A 20816-nucleotide genomic window follows, 5' to 3' on the forward strand; every position below is an offset into this window, starting at 1 on the left:
GTCCGGACGGGGAGCCGCTCAACCTCTTCTCGACGCTGGTCCGTTGGCCGGAGCTGATGCGGCGGGTGAGTGCCCTCCGCGGCTAGTTCCTGACGCGGGGAGCGCTCGCCCAGACGCTTCGCGAGCTCGCGATCCTCCGGACCGCTGCGCTGCTCGGTTCGGAGTACGAGCTCACCCAGCATCGGTGGCTCGCGGCCGACATGGACGTCGATGCCGGGAGCGTGGAGGCGGGGCCTCTCGCTCGGAGGGCTCCTCCCCGACCTGGGGACCTCCGGAGGCGGCACTGATAGCACTGGTCGGCGAAGTGGTCCAGCTCGACGCGGTCACGGACGCGATGTGGACGAGGGCCTGCGAGCAGCTGGGGGAGAACGCCGCGGTGGAGGCGGTGCTGCTCGCCGGGTTCTACCGGATGCTGGCCGGCTTCATCGCGGTGGCGGCGACTAGGCCGAGCCGCTGCAGTGGCTCAGCGCCACTCGACGACTTCCTCCATGATCCCGGGGTGTCGCTCGAACACGAACGCCGCGAATTCCTCCATGTGCTGGCGCATGAGCTTCTCCGCGCGCGACCCGTTGCCGGTGTGGATGGCGCGGGCGATCGCCTCGTGGGCAGCGACGATGTCGCCGCGACGATCGACGGGGAACAGCACTCCGCGGACGCGCTCGTGGTAGACGTCTGCGAGCGACTGGCAGAACAGGGACACGATGCCGTTGCCGCTCGCACGGATCACGGCGGTGTGAAAGTCACTGGTGTGCAGGAGGTAGTCGTGCTCGTCGCTCACGTCCTTGACGGTGGCGGCGCCCTGCAGGCGGCCTGCCGACACGGCCTCACTGCGGTGCTCCGCGGCAAGGCGTGCGGCGACGGGTTCCATGATCAGCCGGGCTTCCACGAGCTCGCGGTACGTCGTTCCGCCCATCTGGAAGAACAGTGTCGCCATTCGACCGAAGCTCTCGCCGTGGAGGCCTTCGACGGTCGGTCCTCCACCGGGCCCCGGCTTGAGGGTGATGAAGCCGTTGACCTCGAGGATGCGCAACGCCTCGCGCAACGTGCCGCGCCCCACCCCGAAGTCGGCGATCATGTCCGCCTCAGGGGGCAGGCGGGTGCCGCGCTCGAGGCCTTGGGACTGGACGTGGCGCACGATGGCGCGAGCAATCACCTCCGACGTCTTGTCTCGTCGCCGGACCGACGCGTCCAGCCTCTGGGGCTCGACCGACATCAACACCTCCGAGATGTGGACGATGATTGGCAGGAATCCGCACGGTAGCACTGGGTGGCCGATTTCTCTGCTGCCCGGTCGCTATAGGGGCAGCGTCGAGCTCTCCGGCTGACCACGATCAGGAGATCCCGCGTCCGCAAGCCTCGCGGAGCCCCTCGACCAGCTGCTGACGGTACGGCAGCAAGCGGCGACGCATCCCGAGGAGCGCGAGCCCGATCAAGGTGTCCTGGCGGTGGTAACCGATCACTGCCTCGTCCTCGAGGTCGCCTTCGAGCACCCGCACGTCGTCGATCCCGTGGGAGGGGAGCCCGAGGAACTGGACCCGGGTGTCGTACTGGTCGGTCCAGAAACTCGGGAGGAGCTCGAAGGGCGCATCGGTGCGCTCTGCACCGGCGAGGCCGGTGATCAGTGACCTCGCCGCGTGGCCAGCGCAGTCCCCGGCCATCTGCCAGTGCTCGATCCGCAGGGGGTCCGCGCCGTACAGATCCAGGGGGAAGCGCGCGACGTCGCCGAGCGCGACCACGTCGCGTCGTGGTCCGCCCTCGGCGAGCGGGTGGAGGTCTCGGTCACATAGGACGCCGTCCGACAGGTTGAGACCCTGGCCTGCGAGCCAGTCGGTGTTGGGTACGCCGCCGACGGCCTCCACGACCACTTCGGCTGCGAGGGTCGTACCGTCATCGAGCACCACTCCGGTCGATCCCCGGGCGTCTCCCTCGATCGCCGCGATTGTCCTGCCGAGCACGAAGCGCACGCCGTGCGCCTCGTGGCGGCGCTGAACCTCGGCGCCGACGGCGTGCCCTGCTACGCGTTCCAGCGGCGTGCTCAGGGGTTCTACAACGGTGACCTTGCAGCCCAGTGTCGCCGCGGCTGCCGCGACCTCGCAGCCGACGAATCCGCCGCCGATGACGCCGACGCGCGGTCGGTCGACGAGCCGGCCTCGGAGACTCGCGGCGTCCTCCGGAGTTCGGACCGTGTAGCGCCAGCTGTGCGGGCCATCCAGTGGTAGCCGCCGTGGACCGACCCCAGTCGCGATGACGAGCCCATCGAACGAGATCTGCTCGCTCGTGCCATCTGGACCCTCGAGCGTCAGGCGCTTTGCGGCCAGGTCGCTTGACACGATCCGCGTGCCCAGACGCCAGTCGATCTCCGCGTCGGGCATCGGGAACTTCAGCACCTCGACGTCCACACCGTGCCAGAGGGCTTCCTTCGTCAGGGGCGGTCGGTTGTAGGGCAGGTGTCGCTCGGCGCCGATGACGCCGAGGTAGCCGGTCCACCCGGCCGCCCGGAGCTGCTGCGCGACACGCAAGCCGGCGACACCGCCGCCGGCCACCACGACCCTTTGCTCACCCAAGGAACTTCTGCTCCCACGGGATGACCTCGTCGAGGAGATGAGGGAACTTGCGCTGGGCGTACCGCTCGTACTCCGCGATGTGGCAGCGCATGCGTTCTTCCGCGACCACCGGGTCACGCGAGCTCAGAGCCTCGAAGATCTCGACATGGGCAGCGAGGATGGCCGCACGCCGATGAGCCGGGTAGTCGATCCCGATCGCGCTCCCGTCCATGATCCCCAGCAGGGAGTCCACGATGTAGCCGAACAGGGCGTTCCCGGATGACCACGCGATGATGCCGTGGAACCGGGTGCTCGCGTCGAGGAACGAACTCTGGTTGTCCAGCTCGTCTCGCATCTGCAAGACGGAGCCCTCGAGGGCGCTGAGCTCCTCGTCTGTCATCCGCACGGCAGCGAGACTGCTGGTCATCGGTTCGAGAGCCGAACGCACCTCGACGATGCTGCGGAAGGGTGCGTGCTTGAGCTGCATGAGCAAGATCACCGTGCTCGCCAGGTGCGATGCATCCGGATCCTGGAGGACAGGGCCGCCGCCGGGCCCGGGCTTCAAGGAGATGACGCCCTGGAACTCCAGGAGTCGAAGGGCTTCACGCAAGGTGCCGCGACCGGTCTTGTACCGCTCGAGCATCGTGCGCTCCGGAAGGAGCATGTCGCCGGGCTTGAGCCGTTCGCGGAAGGTGTCCTGCACGATGCTCTGGGCAAGGAGAACTGCTGCCTTGGGCGGACGTGCTCCGTGAGTCATGGACATTGCGTCTCCATTAGATCCCCTGCCAGCGTGGCGAACGCTTCTCCTTGAAGGCGCGCGCCCCTTCCCTGGCGTCCTCCGATGCCCTCACCGGTTCGCTGATCGCACGCTGGCGGTCGAACATCTCTGCACGCGGCCACTCGGCAGCCTCGACGATGGTGCGCTTGGTCGCTGCCACGGCCAATGGCCCGTTGCCCGCGATGGTCCCGGCCAGCTCGAGGGCCAGGTCGAGAGCCGTGCCCGGCGCCGCGAGGCGGTTGACCAGGTTGACCTCATGGGCACGCACGGCGGGTATGAGCTCGCCTGTCAACGCCCACTCCATGGCGAGGTGGTAGGGAATGCGCTGCGGCAGGCGGATCAGGCCGCCGCCTGCCGCGACCAGACCGCGCTTCACCTCGGGAAGCCCGAACAGCGCATCCTCTGCGGCGACGATCATGTCGCAGGCAAGTGCGATCTCGAACCCGCCGGCAATCGCGTGACCCTCGACCGCCGCGATGAGTGGCTTCGACGGCGGCCGCTCGACGATCCCGGCAAAACCCCGGCCGGGGATCGACGGTCGCTCGCCCCCGAGGAACGCCTTGAGGTCCATGCCGGCGCAGAAGGTCCTGCCTGCTCCCGTCAGGATGCCGGAGACGAGCGAGGAGTCCGACTCGAGCCGGTCCATCGCCTCCCCGATCGCGACGGCGGTGACCGTGTTGATCGCGTTGCGGGCCGCCGGCCGGTTGATGGTCACGACGAGTACGCCGTCGACCACGGTGGTGAGTACGGGAGCCGCGGCCGAGGTCTGCGTCATCGTGGGGACATCCGGATCGCGCCGTCCAGGCGGATGGTCTCCCCGTTGAGGTACGGGTTGTCGATCACGTGCAACGCCAGAGCGGCGTACTCCTCCGGACGACCGAGTCTCGAGGGATTGGGAACCTGCCGGGCGAGGCCTTGCAGGATCTCCTCGGAGTGGCGAGCGAGGATCGGAGTGTCGAAGACGCCCGGAGCAATGGCGCTCACGCGGATCTGTCGTTGGGCAAGGTCTCGGGCGGCGACCAGAGTCATCCCGACGACACCCGACTTGGCGGACGCATACGGGATCTGACCGACTTGGCCTTCCCATGCCGCTACGGAAGCCGTCAGGACGCAGACCCCTCGTTCTCCCTCGATCGGGTCGTGGGCGGCCATGCGTGCAGCCGCGAGCCGCAGCACGTTGAACGTGCCGGCCAGGTTGACGTCGACGATCTCGCGGTACAGCTCGAAGTCGCCGGCGCTGCCGTCGCGGTCGACCACCCGCACCGTGCCGCCACGGCCTGCGCAGTGCACGAGCGCTCGGAGCGGGGCCCGGCTCTCGGCGAGCTCGAGGGCGGCATCGACCGCTTCCGGGTCGCGGACGTCAGCGGGGGAGAAGGCAGCCAGGGCGCCGAGCGACTGTGCCCGTTCCGCGCCCGCGGAGGTGGGCAGGTCGAGGATCGTGACCGCGACGCCGCGGTCGACGAGCCTGCTGGCGGTCGCGAGGCCGAGCCCCGACGCACCGCCGGTGACGACTACCGAGGCGTTGTTCAGGTCCATGAGCTTCCTTGTCGGATCCGGGGGATGGTCAGGCGAGCGATTCGATGATCGTGGCGTTGGCCATGCCGCCTGCCTCGCACATCGTCTGCAGCCCGAAACGGCCGCCGGTCTGCTCGAGGTGGTTGATCAGCGTGGTCATCAGGCGTGCGCCGGAGGCGCCCAGCGGGTGACCGAGAGCGATCGCGCCGCCGCGCGGGTTCAAGCGGTCATCGTCGATCGGAAACTCTGCGTGCCAGGCGAGCGGCACGGAGGCGAAGGCCTCGTTGACCTCGACTGCATCGATCTGCTCGATGCTCATCCCCGCCCGTGCGAGGACGCGCGCGGTCGCCGGGATCGGTCCCGTCAGCATGAGGGTGGGGTCGTCGCCGACGACCGAAGAGGCCATGATCCTGGCGCGAGGTGAGAGGCCCATGCGTGCTGCGGCCTCCTCGCTCATCAGGAGCATGGCGCTGGCGCCGTCAGTGATCTGTGAGGAGTTGCCGGCGGTCACCTTCCACTCGATGGACGGGAAGCGACGGGCCGTGTCTTCGGTGCAGAAGGCGGGGTTGAGGCCGGCGAGACGCTCGGCGGTCGTCCCGGGTCGGATGGTCTCGTCCGAGCGGATGACACCTCCTTCTGCCGTGGTCACGGCGACGATCTCGTCGTCGAAGGCTCCAGCGGCGGCCGCGCGAGTGGCGCGGTCGTGCGACCGTGCGGCGTACTCGTCGAGCTGAGCACGGCTCAGACCCCACTTGTCGGCGACCAGCTCGGCCGAGACGCCCTGCGGCACGAGATCCGGGAAGCGTGCTGTCACGCCCGGCCCGAACGGATCGGCGCCCATGCGCGCCGAGCCCATGGGCACGCGGCTCATCGACTCGATACCCGCCGCGATGACGATGTCGTACACGCCGGCGGCGATGCCCTGTGCTGCGAACTCGACCGCCTGCTGACCGGACCCACACTTGCGCTCGATCGTGACCGAGGGGACGTGGACCGGGAAGCCCGCGGCGAGCCACGCCTGGCGGCCAGGGGTCGACGACTGTTCTCCCGCTTGGCTCACACAGCCGACCATGAGGTCCTCGACATCTCCCGGATCGACACCGGTCCGTTCGACCAGCGCGGTGATGACGCCGGCGAGCAGGTCGGTGGGATGCACGGTCGACAGGGTGCCCCCCGCCTTCCCGCGACCCATGGGTGAGCGGACCGCATCAACGATGACTGCTCCGGGCATGTCCACCTCGCTAATCGATGATTATAGTTATAATCTACATGCGCAACTAGGTCCGGGGCAACCAGTGCCTGGATGCTTGCGATCAGAGACTATTCAGCCGCATGATTGTCAGGAACTATCCGACGCGGAAGCTCTTCCGCTCGCACTGTGAGGTCCCCGTGACTGACGAGAACCAGCACGTCATCGAGCCGATGGTCTACGCCGGTCTGGTGCCGAACTTCGCCGACCCCGAGACGTGGACGTTTGCCCACGTCCTGCGTCACCACGCAGCCAGTCGCCCAGAAGCGGTGTGCTTGGACCTACCCGAGGAGCGGTCGAGCTGGACCTACTCCGAGGCCCTGGACCTAGCGGAGCGGGTCGCTTCGACGATGTACCGGTCGGGAGCCCAGCAGGGCGACCGGGTGATCCTGATGGCCGCGAACTCGTCCAGGTTCGTGTTCACCTGGTGGGGGACCGCCGTCGGCGGTCTGGTGGAGGTGCCCATCAACACCAGCTACGAGGGTGACTTCCTCCGGCACCAGCTGCACATCGCCGACGCCAGGTTCGCGGTGATCGACGACGTCCACGTCGAGCGCTGGGTCGCGTTGGGTGATCAGGCCCGCTGCATCGAGAAGTTCTGGGTGATCGACACGGGGACCGGGATCTTCGAGAAGGCCGTGGCAGTGCTTCGGGAGAACGGCTGGGAAGCTGCCTCGTGGGACGAGCTGCGTGACGGGAACAAGGTCGACCTGCCGACGCCGCGCGCGCAGGATCTCGGCGCGATCTTCTACACCTCAGGCACCACCGGACCTTCCAAGGGCGTGGCCATGCCCCACTCCCAGCTGTACTTCTTCGCGCAGATCGTCGTCAGCCTGACGCGACTGACCGAGGAGGATGTGTACCTGACGACGACCCCGCTCTTCCACGGCAACGCCACGTTCATGGCGGTCTACCCGGCGATCGTGGCCGGCGGCCGGGCGGTCGTGAGGCCCAAGTTCAGCGCGAGCCGCTGGATCGACCACGTGCGGGACTCGGGCGTGACAGTCACCAATTTCGTCGGCGTGATGATGGACTTCGCCTGGAAGCAGCCGCCCCGTGCCGACGACCATGACAACCGGCTCCGATGCGTGTATGCCGCACCTACGGCGAGCACGATCGTCGAGGAGTTCAAGGCGCGCTACGGCATCGAGGCGTTCGTCGACGCCTTCGGACTGACCGAGACAAGTGCACCGATCATGTCGCCGTACGGCGTGCCGCGGCCGGCCGGCGCCGCAGGGCTTGCCAACACGGAGTGGTTCGACATCAAGCTCGTGGATCCGGAGACCGATCGAGAGGTCGCCCTCGGTGACATCGGCGAACTCGTTGTTCGACCGGTCCACCCGTGGACGTGCAGCATGGGCTACTACAACATGCCCGAGAAGACCGTCGAGGCGTGGCGGAACCTGTGGTTCCACACCGGCGACGCGCTTCGCCGGGACGACGACGGCTGGTACTACTTCGTCGACCGCTTCAAGGACGCCCTTCGCCGACGGGGCGAGAACATCAGCTCCTACGAGGTCGAACAGGCCATCCTGGGGCATCCGTCGGTGGCCGAGGCGGCGGTCCTCGGCGTCCCCGCGGACCAGGAAGCCGGCGAGGACGAGGTGCTCGCCGTCGTGGTCCTGTCCGAGCCGGTGGACCCGGGCGAGATCCTCGCCTGGTGCCGAGGCCGGATCCCACCGTTCGCCATCCCGCGGTACGTGCGTGTCGTCGATGCGCTTCCCAAGACTCCGTCGGAGAAGGTGCGCAAGGCCGCCCTTCGTGAGGACGGAGTCACTCACGACACCTACGACGACACACTTCGCGTCGCGGCAGAGGGAGCGCTTCGATGATGGAGGACCTGGACACGATGGATCAGAGGCCGAGATCGTCCGGCCCGCTGGCGGGTGTGACCGTCCTCGAGCTCGGCACCATGTACGCCGCGCCGACCTGTGGCCGCATGCTGCGCGACTTCGGTGCGGACGTCATCAAGGTGGAGGACCCGATCCACGGCGACTATGCCCGGCAGTGGACTCCCATGAAGTCGGGCCAGTCCCTGGGTTTCGCCCGCCTGAACGCCGGCAAGCGCTCCGTGGCGATCGACCTGCGGACCGAGGCTGGGCGAGATCTCGTGCGCCGCCTCTCCGGCACGGTGGACGTCATCATCGAGTCGTTCAGGCCGGGCCGGATGGCCCAATGGGGCATGGGCTACGAGACCCTGTCGGCCGACAATCCCGGGCTCGTCTTGACCAGCGTCTCCGGGTTCGGCCAGACCGGCCCCTACCGAGAGAAGCCAGGATTCGGCACGGTCGCGGAGACCGGGAGCGGCTTCGCCTACATCAACGGCTGGCCCGAGACGCCGCCGACCTCACCGCCCTTCGGATTCGCCGACTCGCTCGCCGGCATCTCGGCAGCGATGGGCACGGCGATGGCGCTCTTCAACCGCGAGCGCACCGGCCGTGGGGATCACGTCGACGTGGCGCTCTACGAGCCGCTGATGTTCATGCTTGGTGACATGGTGCTCAACTTCACTGCAACCGGACACGTGCAGGGGCGTGTCGGGAACGGCACCGGGTCGGCCTCCCCGCGCGGTGTCTACGAGGCAGCAGACGGCAAGTGGCTGTCGATCGCGGCTTCGAACCAGGGGATCGCTGCCAGGCTCTTCGCAGCCATGGGGTGTCCAGAGCTGATCGAGGATCCTCGCTACGCCACCAACGCCGAGCGGATGAAGCACAACGACGAGCTGCAGGAGAGGGTCACGGCGTGGGTCGGCGCGCAGTCACGCCAGGAAGTCCTCGACATCCTGGAGAAGTTCGAGGTCGTGTGCTCTTCGGTCAACGACTCCAGTGACATCGTTGCCGACCCGCACTTCCGCGAGCGCACCTTAGTCGAGATCACCGGGAGCCAGGCGCTCGGTCGGATCTTGACGCCCGGGCCCGTGCTCCATCTCGCCAGCTACGACGGACCCGTCTACCACGGGGTTCCCGCGATCGGCGAGCACACCGAGGAGGTCCTGGCCGAGCTCCTGGGCGATTCGGAAACGTCCGATCTCGTGATCTGAGGAGCTAGGGCTGACCACCGTCGACGGTGAGCACCGACCCGGTTGTGTAGGACGACAGGTCGCTGGCGAGGTAGAGCGCAGCGCCCACGATCTCACCGGGCTGTCCGCCCCGCTTGAGCGCGAACGTCTGCGCTCTCGTCGCGAAGGCCTCGTTGTCCCAGGACTTGCTGATGTCGGTCATGAAAGTCCCGGCCATAATGGCGTTGACCCGGACCGTGGGACCTAGGGCATGCGCGAAGCCGGCCGTCAGCGCGTTGAGGCCTGCCTTCGCCGCTGCATAGGGCAGGATCCCCGGCCGTGGATGGACGGCTCCCGCGCTCGAGATGTTGATGATCGAACCGCCGTCGCCTGCTGCCATCCGCGCGCCGACGGCGGCCATGAGCCGGAAGGGTCCCTTCAGGTTGACCCCCACGACCTTGTCGAACAGCTCCTCGGTCACGTTGGCCTCGCCGTCGTACTGGGGCGACATGCCGGCGTTGTTGATCAGCACGTGTAGCGCACCGAACTCGTCGTACGCCTGCTCGACCAGATCGTCGAGGGCCGACCACCGGCCTACGTGGGCAGCGATCCCGACCGCGCGGACGCCAGTCTCGTCCCGCAGCTCCGCGGCGGTCCTGGTACACGCCTCTTCGTCACGGCTGACCACGACCACGTCGCCACCTGCCCGAGCGATGCCGCGTGCCATCGCTCGTCCGAGGCCCCTGGTGCCACCGGTCACCAGCGCGACCTTCCCGCTGAGGTCGAACTCGTTGGTCGTCCCGCTCATCGCTCGCATCTCTCGCTCTCGCCGAAGTACTTGCCGTTTCCACGGCCAGTTCGTTATCCTGATCATAGTTATCATCCATTAGGGCAGCCCTCTTGGCTACCCACCAGGCCGAAGAAGGTCGCACGTGACTGGCTTCCAACTGTCTCCGGAGCAGGACCAGCTCCGCGCGCTCGCAGCCGACGTGGCCCGCGACGTCTACGCGCCGCTGGCCGCCCAGTGGGACATCGACCGCACGCCCCTGCCCGACGGCGAGGTGAAGCGACTCGCCGATCTCGGGTTCCTCGGAATCGCCGTCCCCGAGGAGTACGGCGGTCAGGGAGGCACCCTCATGGATGCGCTGATCGTGATCGAGGAGCTCGCCAAGGAGTGTCGACCTGCGGCGTGGCAGGTGTTCGAGGCGAACACTGGCCCGATCCGTGTCCTGGAGTTCTTCGGCACCGAGGGCCAGAAGCGCGACTATCTCGCCCGGTCGGCGCGCGGCGAGCTCTCGATGGCGATAGGGATCTCCGAACCGGACGCCGGGTCTGCGGCGACGGACATGCGGACCCGCGCACGCCTGGAGGGCGACGAGTGGGTGATCAACGGCAGCAAGCGCTGGATCTCCAACGGGGGCCACGCCGACCACTACCTCGTGTACTGCAGGCTCAGCGACGACCCCGGCGCCAAGGGCATCGGGGCCCTCATCGTGCCGCGGGACACGCCCGGATTCTCGGCCGGCGCTCAGGAGAAGCTGATGGGCTTCCGCGGTGTTCCCAGCGCTGACCTGTACTTCGACGACGTCCGTGTCCCCAAGGACAACCTGGTCATCGACGCGGGCGGCTTTCACAAGCTGTTCGGGGTCTTCTCGATCGAGCGGCTGGGCAACGCGACCATGAGCCTGGCGATCGGGCAGACGTCACTGGACCGGACCAAGGCCTACGTCCAGCAGCGGGAGCAGTTCGGTCGACCCATCGTGGAGTTCCAGAACGTGCACATGACCGTGGCCGACATGGCCGTCCAGGTCGAAGCGGCCCGCCTACTAGTCCAGCGAGCGGCGGTGAACGCGGGTCGCGACCTCCCGGACCCGTACGAGGTGTCGGTCGCGAAGTGCTTCGCCAACGAGATGGCCAAGCGTGTCTCGGATCTCGCGATCCAGATGCATGGCGGGAACGGCTACACCGAGGAGTACGGCATCGAAAGACTGCACCGCGACGCGCACGGCTGGGCGATCGCGGGCGGCACGCCGGCGATGCAGCGAGTGCGGATCGCCTCCGAGCTGTTCGGCCGCGGCTTCAGCCAGCGACCGCCGGAGCTCGTGAAGTGACCATGGAGAATGTGCTCTTCGAGCTGCCGGAGCGCTACCTGACCCTGCAGCGCGAGGCCCGGGGCGTCGCCGCCGCGTGTGCCGATGTCGCGGCCCGGGCCGACGAGGCCGACCGATTCGATCCGGACGTGCGCAGCCGCCTCACCGAGTCGGGGCTCTGCTCGGTTGTCGTGGCCGGAGAGTTCGGTGGCCGCTTCGCTGCGGTCGACTCCCTGGCGGTGACCGTGGTCCGCGAGGCACTCGCGTTCGAGAGCGCGCACCTGGACTCGATGTTCGCGATGCAGGGCATTGGTTCGTTCGCCATCTCGGTGGGCGGCTCCGACGCAGTGCGCAAGCAGTGGCTGGCACCGGTGGGGTCGCTGGAAGCGATCGCTGCGCTCGCGCTCACCGAGCCCGACGTGGGCTCGGACCTCCGTGCGATCAAGACCACGGTAGCGAGCGACGGCGGCGAGCTGGTGGTCAACGGCCACAAGTCGTTCATCACGAACGCGGGCGATGCGGACTTCTACAGCGTCCTGTGCAGGGAGGGCGACGGCTACTCGCTCGTGCTTGTTCCGGCAGACACACCCGGAGTCTCGGTGACATCGCCCCACCAGGTGATCGCCCCGCACGTTCTCGGGGACGTGATGTTCGACGACGTACGCGTTCCCGAGGACCACCGACTGGGGGAGCCGGGCAACGGCTTCAAGCTGATGCTCGCGACCCTGGCGACCTTCCGGGTCTCGGTGGCGGGCGCAGCGGTGGGTCTGGCACAGGCTGCCCTCGAGGAGGCGCTGCGCCACACCTCGGCACGTGAGCAGTTCGGAGTCCCCCTTGCGCGACTTGGTCCCGTCCCCGCCAAGCTCGCCGAGAGCTGGGTGGAGATCGAGATGGCGCGTGCGATGTCCTACCGGGCTGCGGCCGCGGCCGCGCGAGATCCGTTCACCGCGTTGCACCTGTCGTCGATCGCCAAGGTCGGTGCGACGGAGATCGCCGGGCGCACGGTGGACAGGTGCGTCCAGGTCATGGGCCGCTTCGGTCTCCTTCAGGGCAGCAAGATCGAACGTCTCTACCGCGAAGCCAGGCCGATGCGGATCTACGAGGGCTCTACTGAGGTCATCCTCGACTCGCTGGCCAAGAAGCTGGTGAAGGATCGAGCGCAGGTCGGACGATGAGGAGGACGAGCGGATGATCATCGACTGTCACATGCACGTGTGGCCGGACCACATCGCAGACGCCATGCAGTCGCAACGTCCCTCCGGGATGCCGTTGCGCTTCGACGGAAAGGTGTCGGGCTTGTTGCGGACGATGGACGAGGTTGGCATCGACATGGGGCTCGCGCTGGGCGTCGGGATCAAGGCGTCGGTCGTGGCCCGGACGAACGAGTTCATCGGCACCGTTCCTCGCGACCGCCTCGTGCCGATGGGGACCGTGCACCCCGATCTGCCTGTCGAGGAGAACCTGAGGCACCTGAAGGACAACGGGATCGTCGGCGTGAAGCTGCACCCACTGTTCCAGGACCTGTCGTTCGACGATCCCCGAGTGCTCGACATCCTCACAGCTCTCTCCGAGGAAGGCATGCCCGTCGTCGCGCACGTCGGTGCCGGGGATGACACTGCCGCCAACGAACGCGGCACCCCAGCGAAGCTGCGCGCCATCGCCGAGTCGCTCCCGGAACTGCGGCTGATCGCCTGCCATTACGGCGGGTACCACCGGCTGGACGAGGCGGAGGAACACGTCGTCGGGTCGTCGGTGACCCTCGAGACCTCGTGGCCACCGACCATGGCTGAGCTGGATCGAGAACGCATCGTTACCTTGATCCGCAAGCACGGGGCAGACCGGGTCGTTTTCGGCTCGGACTGGCCGATGACGGACCCCGGCGCCGAGATCTCCGCGATTCGCAACCTCGGTCTCACCGAGCCGGAGCAGGAGGCGGTTCTCGGGGGAAATCTGGCGCGGATCCTGGGGCTTCCCTGAGGGCGGTGGGCCCGCGCATGACGCGGCTTGCCGTCGAGGTCGCTAATGCGTCGACCCGGGCCAGGTGTTCGTGGTGACCAGTGACGGTTGGGTGACGCAGGCTGCTGCACAGAGACACGTTGCCGCTCTGGATGACACGTCTGGGGAATTGAACGCCTCCGTCGATCGCGGGTGGCGTTCGCTTCGCCGTCGCTTTCCCAGCGCTCCGCTCGCGGTGTTGGTCACTGATCTTCCGATGTTGACGCCTTCGGTACTACGCAGCGCACTGACGAACGCCGGTACCTCGCCCTGTCCCCGTCACGTCGTCGACCATCGCGGGACGGGGACCACCTTCATTTCGATCCCGCCGCGAATGACGTTTGTCATGCAGTTTGGACCCGATTCCGCCCGTCGCTTCAGCGACGCAGGCTCGGAGGCCATGCCGCTTCCTCCGAGAGAGATCACCCACGACCTTGACATCCTGGTGGATCTCGAGGCACTGAACCCCCAACAGAAGGAAACGTTGTGCCCAACTACCGCGTTGCTGTGATCGGTGGCACCGGCCCTCAGGGCAAAGGCTTGGGCTACCGCTTCGCCCGCCACGGCCATGACATCGTGCTGGGCTCCCGTGCCGCCGAGAAGGCTGAGGTCGTCGCCGCCGAGGTGACCGAACGGCTCTCCGGTGTCGAGGGTGCGGGCGTCGCCCGCGGAGCCACGAACGCCGACGCGATCGCTGCTGCCGACGTCGTCCTGCTGGCGGTTCCGTACGACGGCCATGACGAGCTCGTTGCCTCGCTGCCCCTCGCGGGCAAGACCGTGATCTCCTGTGTCAATCCGCTGGCCTTCGACAAGCGCGGCGCGCACGGCCAGGTCGTCAACGGCGGCGAGGGCTCGGCGGCCGAGTCCGCCCAGGAGCTCGCACCCGAGGCCGTCGTGGTCGGTGCGTTCCACAACGTGTCGGCCGTCGGCCTGTGGGGCCACGACGAGTTCCTCGATGAGGACGTCATCGTTGTCGGCGACTCAGTCGAGGGCAAGCAGGTCGCGATCGACCTCGCTGCTGCCGTGACCGGCAGGCCCGGCGTCGACGGTGGCAAGCTCCGCCTCGCCCGCGTGCTTGAGCCCTTCACCGCCGTACTCATCTCGATCAACCGGAAGTACAAGGTGCACTCGGGCATCCGGGTACGGGGGCTCGAGACCGGGCGGTGAGTTTGCAGCAGGGGGTTGCGAGTTCGAGTCTCGTAGGCTCCACCAGCAAAACCCCAGGTCACCCTGGGGTTTTGTTCTTTTCTGGAGTGTTCCGGTCGACTTCGAGGTTGGCCTCTAGGGGGACTGGTGGGGGAAGGGTCAGCGCCCATGAGTGGTGGTGGCTCCCGTGGGGAGTCGGCTCGGGAGGCAAAGAGGATTCGCGACTGCCACGGTGTCTAGTGCGTCGTCGAGCACGCCAGCGAAGGTTGGGGATCGTGCCAGGTGTAGTCGGGACTGATGTTCGATTTTCTGGTCGTACTGACGGCTATGCATGAGAGCTTTGGCCCGTGACGGAACACCCGCTCCTGTTGCCCGGGCTCCACGAGCATCTCGTGACCAATGGGACGTTGGCCGCCCTCGATGCTGGGTGCGAGCTTCGGGCAGAGTTCGCGAAAGTCGACCCAGCTGACCAATCGCATGTGCTGGCACGACACGTGTACGAGCTCACCCTCCGCGCGCTGGAAGGCCGGACCGATCCCGGCGGGCGGATCCAGCTCCTCAACGAACTGGTCGGCTTACTTGAGGAACCCGCTGCAGTGGTCGACGTTCCAGCGCGACAGCTACGTCGGATCGCTCTACCGCCCGGTCCCGGCGTGATTGACATCGAATCCGTCAGGCCTAAGACGCCCCTCTCTGACGCGGCGCTACTGACGAACAATGTCGGCGAGCCCAACCTCGCCGCAGAACTTCGTGCGGAGATCGACACTTCCGACGAGGTCGACCTGTTGTGCGCCTTCGTGAAGTGGCACGGTCTCCGCCTTCTAGAGGACGAGCTCGGACGGCTGCGCCTTCGCCACGCGCCGCTGCGCGTCATCACGACGACCTACATGGGCGCTACCGAGCGAGCAGCGCTCGATCGCCTCGTGCGAGAACTGGGAGCCGAGGTGCGAATCCAGTACGACGCCGCCCGCACCCGCCTGCACGCCAAGGCCTGGATGTTTCGCCGTCAGACCCGCTACGACACGGCATACGTGGGTTCCTCCAACCTTTCTCGTGCCGCGCTTCTCGACGGGGTCGAGTGGAACGTCCGCTTGTCGCGGGTCGCGACCCCGGCGCTATTGGATAAGTTCCGCGGCACCTTCGACACCTACTGGAACGACGCCAGCTTTGAGGTTTACGACCCGGATCTCGATCGGGACCGGTTGGACGATGCGCTCGCCGAAGCTTCGGGACGCCGCCAGCACGACCGAGTGACGATCAGTCTGTCCGGGCTCGAGGTCAGACCGTTCGTCTACCAGCAGCACATGCTGGATGAACTGGCCGTCGAGCGCGATGTCCACGACCGTCATCGCAACCTGGTCGTCGCTGCAACCGGGACGGGCAAAACGGTGGTCGCTGCTCTTGACTACCGGAGACTGTGCGGACCCGCCCCCGCTCACCGGCCGCGCCTGCTCTTCGTCGCGCACCGTAAGGAAATCCTCGAGCAGTCACTACGTACATATCAAGAGGTCTTAGCGGACCCCACGTTCGGTGAGCTGTACGTAGCTGGCGCGCGCCCGGAGCGCTGGGACCATGTCTTCGCCAGCGTTCAGTCCCTGCAGTCGTACGGCGTCACGAACATTCCTGCAGACACCTACGACGTGGTGGTCATCGACGAGTTCCACCACGCCCAGGCGCCGACCTATCGACGGCTTATCGATCACCTGACCCCTCGTGAACTGCTTGGCCTCACCGCGACTCCGGAGCGCGCCGACGGCGTCGACGTCCGCGCCGAGTTCTTCGACGGGCGCACTGCCACTGAGTTGCGGTTGTGGGACGCCCTGGGCAAGGACTTGCTCTGTCCGTTCCACTACTTCGCTATCGCGGACGGCACCGATCTACGCCGCATCAGCTGGAGCCGTGGTCGGTACGACGAGAACGAGTTGTCGCACGTCTACACGGGCAACCAGGCGCGGGCGGAGATCGTGCTCAGGCAACTGCGCGACAAGATCATCAATCCCGGATCGATGCGTGCCCTCGGCTTCTGCGTCAGCGTGGCCCATGCTCGCTTCATGGCCAAGACGTTCAGCGCTGCCGGCATCCCCGCCCTGGCGGTCAGCGGGGACACACCCTCGGCCGAACGCCAACGCGCGCTCGACGATCTCAAGTCGCGCCGAGTCAACGTTCTCTTTGCCGCCGACCTGTTCAACGAAGGCCTCGACCTGCCCGATGTCGACACAGTGTTGTTCTTGCGTCCCACGGAGAGCGCCACGGTCTTCTTGCAGCAGCTCGGTCGCGGACTTCGCCGCACCCCCGACAAGGCCGTTCTGACCGTCCTCGACTTCGTCGGACACCAACGCCAGGAGTTTCGCTTCGACAAGAAGCTGCGCGCGCTTACCGGCCAGACTCGACGAGGCCTGGAACGCGAGATCGAACGAGGGTTTCCGTTCCTACCGTCCGGCTGCCAGATCGTCATGGATCAGCGAGCGCAGTCGTTGATCCTCGAGAACCTGCGCACCCAGGTTGCGAACAGCTGGAAGTCTATGACTGCGGAGCTGCGCTCCTACGGCGACCTCGACCTCGCGGACTTCGTACATGAGTCCGGAGTCGAGTTGCCTGACATTCTGCGACGCGGTCAGCGCTCCTGGACCGAGCTCCGCCGAGACGCGGGGCTTCCGACGCCCGTGGGTACGCCTCGCGAAAATGAAATACTCAAGCGAGTCCGCGCCTTCGCCCACGTTGACGACGAGCTACGAGCGGCCGGCTACCGCCAACTGCTGAGCTCAGGCACCCCATACGCCGATCTCACCCAGGTTGAACAGCGGTTGGCGCGGATGCTTTTCTTTTCCGCGTTCCCTAATGCCAACGGGTTCTCAACGTACGACGATGGCCTCGCCGCTATCCGCACCGAGCAGGCCGCCGCCGCCGAACTCGGAGCAGTCATCGATCTAGTGTTTGACGAGACCCGTCATGGTGCGGTGTCGTTGACCGGATCCTTGGCCGATGTGCCGCTTCGCGTCCACGCCTCGTATCAGCGCGAAGAGATCCTTGCGGCCCTCGACTATGCCAACCTCCAGCGCAAACCGACCAGCATGATGCAAGGCGTCGCCTACTGCGAGCCGCTCAACGTGGACGCATTCTTCGTCACCTTGAAGAAGTCCGAGGCCGACTACTCCCCCACGACGATGTACCGCGACTACCCGATCAGCCCAACCCTCTTTCATTGGGAATCGCAGAACGCCACCTCGGTCGCCTCACCCACCGGGCAGCGTTACCTCAGCGGCTCAAGCACGGTACTTCTCTTCTGCCGGATCGAGCACAAGGGCGAGTACGACACTGAGCCATATGTGTTTCTTGGGCCCGCCTCCTATGCCAGTCATGTGGGCGAGCGCCCCATCGCCATCACCTGGGAACTGCAGCACGCCATGCCGTCGACCTTCTTCGCGCGCGCCACCTTGGCCGGATCTTGATCAAGCTCGGCACATGAAGGATCAGGCCAGGTCCGACGATGAAGAGCATCGCGAACTAGGCTCCGCTCATGTCGAAACCAGCAGTGCGAGACGCTCTGGAGCGCTTCGTCGACGAGCGTGACTGGGCTCAGTTCCACAGTCCGGCCAATCTCGCAAAGAGCATCGTCATCGAAGCCGCCGAGCTCGTTGAGTGCTTCCAGTGGAGCGATGAAGCCGACTTGGACCGTGTGCGCGACGAGCTCGCTGACGTCCTTACCTACTGCCACCTGCTCGCAGCCCGCCTGGACGTCGACCCCGAGCAGATAGTTCTCGATAAGCTCAAGCGAACCGACGCAAAGTACCCCGTCGACCGATCTCGGGGACGGAGCACGAAGTATGACCAGCTTTGAGATCGAGGAGTTCGCGTTCGACGCCCGCGGCCTCGCAGCGTGGGCAGTCGGAGATCCCCGCTTTCGCAACTGGCCCGTTGTCTACCTGCTGGACAACCCGGACGAGATCTACGTCGGCGAGTCGCTGAACACCGTCGCCCGACTGCGGCAGCACCTTGACTCCCCCTCCAAGCAGCGACTCGTCGCAGCGCGCGTCATCGTCGACGAGACGTTCAATAAGTCGGTCTGCCTCGACCTCGAGTCCTTTCTGATTCGCCTCTTCGCAGGCGACGGCAAATTCCAGGTTCTAAACCGAAACGACGGCATCACCGACGCCGACTACTACCGGCGCGCGAGCTACCAAGAATCCTTCGACGCGATCTTCCAGGCTCTGCGCGAGCGCGGCGCGTTCACACGTCCTATACGCGAGATCGAGAACACCGACCTCTTCAAGCTCTCACCCTTCAAAGCCCTCTCTCCTGATCAGGCCATCGCTGTCGAAGACATCCTCAGCGGGTTGTTCGAGGACATCAACGCGAAACGTCAGAGCCGCATCGTGATTCAAGGAGATCCGGGGACCGGCAAAACCGTCGTCGCCGTGTACCTGATGAAGCTGCTTCAGGACATCAAGACAGCGGACCTCACCGAGCCCGCTGACAGCGACTCGATCCTGTCCGAGTTCTTCGTCGAGGGCTACCCCGAACTGCTTGAAGGCTTCCGTATCGGACTGGTCGTGCCGCAGCAGTCTCTCCGCAAGTCAATCGAGAAGGTCTTCCGAAAAACCCCCGGGCTCGATCCCGCCTTGGTCGTCACGCCCTTCGACGTCGGCGAAGATCCCGAGCGCTTTGACCTGCTGATCGTCGACGAGACACATCGTCTGAACCAGCGATCGAGCCAGGCTTCTGGCCAGAAGAACACCCAGTTCCGCACGATCAATGAGCGTCTCTTCGGCCAAGACGACATGGCCAAGACACAGCTCGATTGGATCATCGCGAACAGCGATCACCAGATCTTTTTGTTTGACTCGGCCCAGAGCGTCCGACCCCACGACGTCAGCGAGCACAGCCTGAACGGGCTCCTCGGCCAGGTCGACGACCAGCACCGCCGCTACCGCCTAGCGACGCAGATGCGAGTTCGGGCCGGCTCCGACTACGTCGGTTACGTGCGTCGGGTCCTATCGGCAAATCCTCCGGAGCCCGAAGCCTTCGACGGTTACGACCTGCGCATGTTCGACGACCTCGCCGAAATGCACCGAACGATCCGAGGACGCGACGCCGAACACGGACTCGCACGCCTTGTCGCCGGCTACGCATGGCCCTGGCTGAGCCGAAGGAACGCGGCAGCGTACGACATCGTGCTCGACGGCGTCGAGCTGCGTTGGAACAAGACCGATGTCGACTGGATCAACTCCGCTGGCTCCATCAATGAAGTCGGGTCCATTCACACAGTCCAGGGCTACGACCTGAACTACGCCGGGGTGATCATCGGCCGCGACCTCTGCTTCGATCCCACCAAGCAGCGACTCGTCTTCGACCGGGCTAGCTACTTCGATGCCAAAGGGAAGGAGAACAACCGGGCCCGGGGGATCACGTACGGCGACGATGACATCCTGCGGTTCGTTCGCAACATCTATTCAGTGCTGCTCACCCGCGGGATGCTCGGTACCTACATCTATGTGTGCGACGACGAGCTGCGCAGATACCTTCGCCAGTTCTTCTAGGCACCCGCATGATCAATGGGCCGGTGGCAGTGCACCACCGAGCAATCGGTGGAGGGCGCGCACCTGCCCGGTGCTCCACGGGCCATCCGCGCTCAGCTTCGCGTAGAGCTTCTTGGGCCACAGGACGTCGACATCACGAGTGACGAACGAGCCGCCAATGAGCGGCCAGTCGGCCTCGACGAAGCAGAGAACGCCGTGCACTACTCGGTCGTCTTCCACGATGCCGCGCACGACCTCAACCTGCTTCCGCACGCTGTCGACGACCCTGGTGCAGTCGCGCCGACCGACTAGGAGCTTCTCGACTCGTGGGCGCAGGACGCCCCCTTCCACCTTGAGGGTCGGGCGGCCCTTGTATCGCTTCGCGTCGACCACGTAGACGCCTGACCTAGCCACGACGATGTGGTCGATGTTGGCCCTGCTCCCAGGGATCCGCCGGTCGTGCAGCACGCGTATCGAGTCGGATGCGTACTCGTTGAGTCGAGCGCCAAGACGCTCTTCTCCGATGGCGCCCGTGTCCCAGGCCGTCGTGGACTGCGGCTCATCGCCAAGGGCAAGGATCAGTCCGCCCAGCCGGGGATGCTTCACTCGGATTCGCTGCTCCCGCGAAGCTCGGCGGCGCTCGAACTCCCGGCGCGCGGACCCGCCAGGCACGCCAGGCTCGACCTCGGTCGGGTCCCCCTCGCGCCGGGAAAGCTGAGGCTTTTCGGGTTCGCTCGGCGCCGGAACGCACTCGACACAGCGCACCGTCTTGGTCGACTTCTGGTAAATCGCGTCCGTTCTTGCGGGCAGATCGACGCCGCATGCCCGACACGTTCCGGCGTACCGCAGGCGCATGTGCTTCTCGTCCGGGACGGGCACCTCGGTCATTCTCGCGACGCTAACCGTCGAGCAACACATTCGTCCCGGCTTTCGGCTTCCCGACAGCGCGCCCCCCGCGCTGACGACGATTGACGAGTTCCAAGACA

Annotated in this window: 18 protein-coding genes; 10 read left to right on the forward strand and 8 right to left on the reverse strand. The window is 66.3% G+C overall.

Annotated elements, in window-relative coordinates; translation table 11 throughout:
* The first annotated feature begins 89 nt into the window (after window positions 1-89).
* The gene (locus tag E7Z54_RS24425; protein ID WP_136435431.1) at window positions 90-287 is read left to right on the forward strand and encodes a carboxymuconolactone decarboxylase family protein; all 198 of its coding nucleotides are present in this window, start codon (window positions 90-92) and stop codon (window positions 285-287) included.
* A 176-nt stretch (window positions 288-463) separates the two neighbouring features.
* On the opposite strand, the gene E7Z54_RS16075 is transcribed toward E7Z54_RS24425, so the two are convergent.
* The 6 genes from E7Z54_RS16075 to E7Z54_RS16100 all read right to left on the reverse strand — a co-directional run bounded on the left by E7Z54_RS16075 (window position 464) and on the right by E7Z54_RS16100 (window position 6067).
* Window positions 464-1213 carry a FadR/GntR family transcriptional regulator gene (locus E7Z54_RS16075; protein WP_136435373.1) on the reverse strand — a complete coding sequence of 250 codons (750 nt, stop codon included), beginning with the start codon at window positions 1211-1213 and terminating at the stop codon, window positions 464-466.
* A gap of 118 nt (window positions 1214-1331) precedes the next feature.
* Complete coding sequence (locus tag E7Z54_RS16080) at window positions 1332-2564, reverse strand: NAD(P)/FAD-dependent oxidoreductase (protein WP_136435375.1); 1233 nt, start codon at window positions 2562-2564, stop codon at window positions 1332-1334.
* Complete coding sequence (locus E7Z54_RS16085; RefSeq protein WP_136435377.1) at window positions 2557-3300, reverse strand: FadR/GntR family transcriptional regulator; 744 nt, start codon at window positions 3298-3300, stop codon at window positions 2557-2559. The genes E7Z54_RS16080 and E7Z54_RS16085 overlap by 8 nt, the downstream gene beginning before the upstream one ends.
* A gap of 16 nt (window positions 3301-3316) precedes the next feature.
* Window positions 3317-4096, reverse strand: coding sequence for a crotonase/enoyl-CoA hydratase family protein (locus E7Z54_RS16090; RefSeq protein ID WP_136435379.1), 780 nt, complete (start codon window positions 4094-4096; stop codon window positions 3317-3319).
* Entirely contained in the window at window positions 4093-4857 is a 765-nt protein-coding gene (locus E7Z54_RS16095) for an SDR family NAD(P)-dependent oxidoreductase (RefSeq protein WP_136435381.1), read from the reverse strand. The genes E7Z54_RS16090 and E7Z54_RS16095 overlap by 4 nt, the downstream gene beginning before the upstream one ends.
* Window positions 4858-4885: 28 nt before the next feature.
* Window positions 4886-6067 (reverse strand): thiolase family protein, encoded by a 1182-nt coding sequence (locus tag E7Z54_RS16100; RefSeq protein WP_136435383.1) that lies wholly within the window; start codon window positions 6065-6067, stop codon window positions 4886-4888.
* Window positions 6068-6225: 158 nt separating this feature from the next.
* Between E7Z54_RS16100 and E7Z54_RS16105 the strand changes: the two genes are divergently transcribed.
* Both E7Z54_RS16105 and E7Z54_RS16110 read left to right on the forward strand, forming a co-directional pair.
* Window positions 6226-7917 carry an AMP-binding protein gene (locus E7Z54_RS16105; protein WP_206056298.1) on the forward strand — a complete coding sequence of 564 codons (1692 nt, stop codon included), beginning with the start codon at window positions 6226-6228 and terminating at the stop codon, window positions 7915-7917.
* A 56-nt stretch (window positions 7918-7973) separates the two neighbouring features.
* Window positions 7974-9125 carry a CaiB/BaiF CoA transferase family protein gene (locus E7Z54_RS16110; protein WP_206056300.1) on the forward strand — a complete coding sequence of 384 codons (1152 nt, stop codon included), beginning with the start codon at window positions 7974-7976 and terminating at the stop codon, window positions 9123-9125.
* A gap of 4 nt (window positions 9126-9129) precedes the next feature.
* On the opposite strand, the gene E7Z54_RS16115 is transcribed toward E7Z54_RS16110, so the two are convergent.
* The gene (locus E7Z54_RS16115; protein ID WP_136435385.1) at window positions 9130-9891 is read right to left on the reverse strand and encodes an SDR family NAD(P)-dependent oxidoreductase; all 762 of its coding nucleotides are present in this window, start codon (window positions 9889-9891) and stop codon (window positions 9130-9132) included.
* A 124-nt stretch (window positions 9892-10015) separates the two neighbouring features.
* On the opposite strand from E7Z54_RS16115, the gene E7Z54_RS16120 reads away from it, so the two are divergent.
* The 7 genes from E7Z54_RS16120 (at window position 10016) to E7Z54_RS16150 (ending at window position 19851) form a co-directional block, all read left to right on the forward strand.
* On the forward strand, window positions 10016-11194 hold the full coding sequence (locus tag E7Z54_RS16120) for an acyl-CoA dehydrogenase family protein (protein WP_136435387.1): 1179 nt from the start codon (window positions 10016-10018) through the stop codon (window positions 11192-11194).
* 2 nt (window positions 11195-11196) lie between these two features.
* Complete coding sequence (locus E7Z54_RS16125) at window positions 11197-12348, forward strand: acyl-CoA dehydrogenase family protein (protein ID WP_136435388.1); 1152 nt, start codon at window positions 11197-11199, stop codon at window positions 12346-12348.
* A gap of 13 nt (window positions 12349-12361) precedes the next feature.
* Window positions 12362-13150: an amidohydrolase family protein gene (locus E7Z54_RS16130; protein ID WP_136435390.1), complete on the forward strand. Its 789-nt coding sequence runs from the start codon at window positions 12362-12364 to the stop codon at window positions 13148-13150.
* 504 nt (window positions 13151-13654) lie between these two features.
* Window positions 13655-14335: an NADPH-dependent F420 reductase gene (npdG, locus tag E7Z54_RS16135; RefSeq protein WP_136435391.1), complete on the forward strand. Its 681-nt coding sequence runs from the start codon at window positions 13655-13657 to the stop codon at window positions 14333-14335.
* 326 nt (window positions 14336-14661) lie between these two features.
* Window positions 14662-17763: a DUF3427 domain-containing protein gene (locus E7Z54_RS16140; protein ID WP_240769725.1), complete on the forward strand. Its 3102-nt coding sequence runs from the start codon at window positions 14662-14664 to the stop codon at window positions 17761-17763.
* Between the two features lie 68 nt (window positions 17764-17831).
* Window positions 17832-18152 carry a nucleotide pyrophosphohydrolase gene (locus tag E7Z54_RS16145; RefSeq protein WP_136435393.1) on the forward strand — a complete coding sequence of 107 codons (321 nt, stop codon included), beginning with the start codon at window positions 17832-17834 and terminating at the stop codon, window positions 18150-18152.
* A complete protein-coding gene (locus E7Z54_RS16150) occupies window positions 18139-19851 on the forward strand; it encodes a DUF2075 domain-containing protein (RefSeq protein WP_136435395.1) in 1713 nt (570 codons plus the stop codon). The genes E7Z54_RS16145 and E7Z54_RS16150 overlap by 14 nt, the downstream gene beginning before the upstream one ends.
* 12 nt (window positions 19852-19863) lie before the next feature.
* Here E7Z54_RS16150 and E7Z54_RS16155 read toward each other — a convergent pair whose 3' ends face one another.
* Complete coding sequence (locus E7Z54_RS16155; protein WP_206056302.1) at window positions 19864-20718, reverse strand: nuclease-related domain-containing protein; 855 nt, start codon at window positions 20716-20718, stop codon at window positions 19864-19866.
* Window positions 20719-20816: the final 98 nt, after the last annotated feature.

The organism is Nocardioides sp., assembly GCF_004803405.1.
GTDB lineage: Bacteria > Actinomycetota > Actinomycetes > Propionibacteriales > Nocardioidaceae > Nocardioides > Nocardioides vastitatis.

What these genes read in the sequence shown, in the direction of transcription:
- E7Z54_RS16090 (WP_136435379.1), bottom strand. Translation starts at nt 4,096, where the DNA reads ATGACGCAGACCTCGGCCGCGGCTCCCGTACTCACCACCGTGGTCGAC.
- E7Z54_RS16155 (WP_206056302.1), bottom strand. Translation starts at nt 20,718, where the DNA reads ATGACCGAGGTGCCCGTCCCGGACGAGAAGCACATGCGCCTGCGGTAC.
- E7Z54_RS16150 (WP_136435395.1), top strand. Translation starts at nt 18,139, where the DNA reads ATGACCAGCTTTGAGATCGAGGAGTTCGCGTTCGACGCCCGCGGCCTC.
- E7Z54_RS16130 (WP_136435390.1), top strand. Translation starts at nt 12,362, where the DNA reads ATGATCATCGACTGTCACATGCACGTGTGGCCGGACCACATCGCAGAC.
- E7Z54_RS16075 (WP_136435373.1), bottom strand. Translation starts at nt 1,213, where the DNA reads ATGTCGGTCGAGCCCCAGAGGCTGGACGCGTCGGTCCGGCGACGAGAC.
- E7Z54_RS16085 (WP_136435377.1), bottom strand. Translation starts at nt 3,300, where the DNA reads ATGACTCACGGAGCACGTCCGCCCAAGGCAGCAGTTCTCCTTGCCCAG.
- E7Z54_RS16125 (WP_136435388.1), top strand. Translation starts at nt 11,197, where the DNA reads ATGGAGAATGTGCTCTTCGAGCTGCCGGAGCGCTACCTGACCCTGCAG.
- E7Z54_RS16095 (WP_136435381.1), bottom strand. Translation starts at nt 4,857, where the DNA reads ATGGACCTGAACAACGCCTCGGTAGTCGTCACCGGCGGTGCGTCGGGG.
- E7Z54_RS16100 (WP_136435383.1), bottom strand. Translation starts at nt 6,067, where the DNA reads ATGCCCGGAGCAGTCATCGTTGATGCGGTCCGCTCACCCATGGGTCGC.
- E7Z54_RS16145 (WP_136435393.1), top strand. Translation starts at nt 17,832, where the DNA reads ATGTCGAAACCAGCAGTGCGAGACGCTCTGGAGCGCTTCGTCGACGAG.
- E7Z54_RS16115 (WP_136435385.1), bottom strand. Translation starts at nt 9,891, where the DNA reads ATGAGCGGGACGACCAACGAGTTCGACCTCAGCGGGAAGGTCGCGCTG.